We start from the raw sequence: 2,298 nt of genomic DNA on the forward strand, positions 1-2,298 counted from the left end.
CCTTTGGCTTTGGCGTCTTCGATTTCGGCAGCGATGAATCTGCGCAGAGCGTTTTTGCTCAAGACCGCGCAATCGAGGATCTCACCGGCTTGTACGGTGGTTTTTTCTTTCAGGACGGTGGTGGTGCCGTCTTGAGCGATCAGTTCGATTTTGACGGCGTCAGCAGCGTCGATCAGGGCGGCTTTTTCGCTGCCGTAGAAATCGCCGGTGCTCATGTGAGCAACGTGGGACTTGGAGTCAGCAGCCCAGGCGCCCATTTTGTGCGGGTGCTTGCGTGCGTAGTTCTTGACCGACAGCGGTGCACGACGATCAGAGTTGCCTTCGCGCAGAACAGGGTTTACGGCGCTGCCCTTGATCTTGTCGTAACGCGACTTGGCGAGCTTGTCGGCGTCGCTGGTCACGGTTTCCGGGTAGTCAGGAAGCGCGAAACCCTGGGCTTGCAGTTCTTTGATGGCTGCTTGCAGTTGCGGAACGGAAGCACTGATGTTCGGCAGCTTGATGATGTTGGCTTCTGGCGTAACGGCCAGGTCGCCCAGTTCGGCGAGGTGGTCAGCTACGGCTTTGTCACCCAGTTGCTCGGGGAAGCTGGCCAGGATGCGTCCTGCAAGAGAGATATCGCGGGTTTCAACGGCGATATCAGCCGAGGCGGTGAACGCCTCTACGATAGGCAACAGTGAATAGGTGGCGAGGGCTGGGGCTTCGTCGGTGAAGGTATAGATGATCTTCGAGCGGGTGGGCATATTCGGATTAACTCTCTCTTCTTTGCTAAAGCGTGCGCAGAAACTCGAGGGGCGCCGGGTAAGCGCGTTCGTTCAAAGTCATCCATGAGCCGAATATCGAGATTTCGTTGCTGTGATGTTGGGTGCATCAGTTAGGGCGTCAAGCGTTCGGGCTGCGGTAACAGACCGGCTTTTCCGGCGGATAGGCTCATCATAGAGTCGTCCAGCTTTCGTGACCCTTTAGTCAGCGGCGGCATTATACATAGGTAGCTGGCAATCTGCCGATGGTTCATGCATGACATTTCTCGTCCATTGGTCTAAAGGTCGCAGGGGCGAGTGGGGCGTAGAGTCATTCGTCGTGCTTGAGTTTGGCGTTTTTCCCTTTGCTTTCAGGCTTGTAGCTCGCGAGTAATGCGTGTTCGCGGCAGATGGATGGAACATAGGGTTTGCGCGCCGATTTAACTGGGTTACGCTCGAACGAAGCCAGATGTTCAATCCAAACAATGGAGTTCAGCATGGGATACAAGAAGATTCAGGTTCCAGCCGTCGGCGAAAAAATCACCGTCAACGCGGACCATTCTCTCAATGTTCCTAACAACCCGATCATCCCCTTCATCGAAGGCGATGGTATTGGCGTTGATATCAGCCCGGTCATGATCAAGGTTGTCGATGCTGCTGTTAAGAAGGCTTACGGCGGCGAGCGCAAAATTTCCTGGATGGAAGTCTACGCCGGGGAAAAAGCGACTCAGGTTTACGATCAGGACACCTGGCTACCTCAGGAAACCCTGGACGCGGTCAAGGATTACGTGGTTTCCATCAAGGGCCCTCTGACCACTCCGGTCGGTGGCGGCATTCGTTCCCTGAACGTGGCCCTGCGTCAGCAACTCGATCTTTATGTGTGCCTGCGCCCTGTGCGCTGGTTCGAAGGCGTGCCAAGCCCGGTGAAAAAGCCAGGTGACGTCGACATGACGATCTTCCGTGAGAACTCGGAAGACATCTACGCCGGTATCGAGTGGAAAGCCGGTTCGCCGGAAGCGACCAAAGTCATCAAGTTCCTGAAAGATGAAATGGGCGTCACCAAGATCCGTTTCGACGAAAACTGCGGTATCGGCATCAAGCCGGTTTCCCTGCAAGGCACCAAGCGTCTTGCGCGCAAAGCTCTGCAGTACGTGGTCGACAACGACCGCGACTCGCTGACCATCGTGCACAAAGGCAATATCATGAAGTTCACCGAAGGTGCCTTCAAGGAATGGGCCTACGAAGTGGCTGCTGAAGAGTTCGGTGCGACCCTGCTCGACGGTGGGCCGTGGATGCAGTTCAAGAACCCTAAAACCGGCAAGAATGTGATCGTCAAGGATGCCATTGCCGACGCCATGCTCCAGCAGATCCTGCTGCGCCCGGCCGAGTACGATGTGATCGCGACCCTGAACCTGAACGGCGATTACCTCTCCGACGCCCTGGCGGCGGAAGTGGGCGGTATTGGTATCGCACCGGGTGCCAACCTGTCTGACACCATTGCCATGTTCGAAGCCACCCACGGTACTGCGCCGAAATACGCCGGCAAAGACCAGGTAAACCC

General features: G+C 56.1%; 2 protein-coding genes. One reads left to right on the forward strand and one right to left on the reverse strand.

Annotation, left to right across the window (positions count from 1 at the left end; translation table 11 throughout):
• The coding region (locus tag AC1DRJ_RS24885; RefSeq protein ID WP_477804500.1) for an NADP-dependent isocitrate dehydrogenase at positions 1-740 on the reverse strand (740 nt) is incomplete at its 3' end.
• A gap of 494 nt (positions 741-1,234) precedes the next feature.
• Here AC1DRJ_RS24885 and icd point away from each other — a divergent pair.
• On the forward strand, positions 1,235-2,298 hold a 1,064-nt coding region (gene icd / locus AC1DRJ_RS24890), incomplete at its 3' end, for an NADP-dependent isocitrate dehydrogenase (RefSeq protein WP_477804501.1).

The sequence above is a fragment of the Pseudomonas sp. P5_B2 genome (assembly GCF_056400445.1).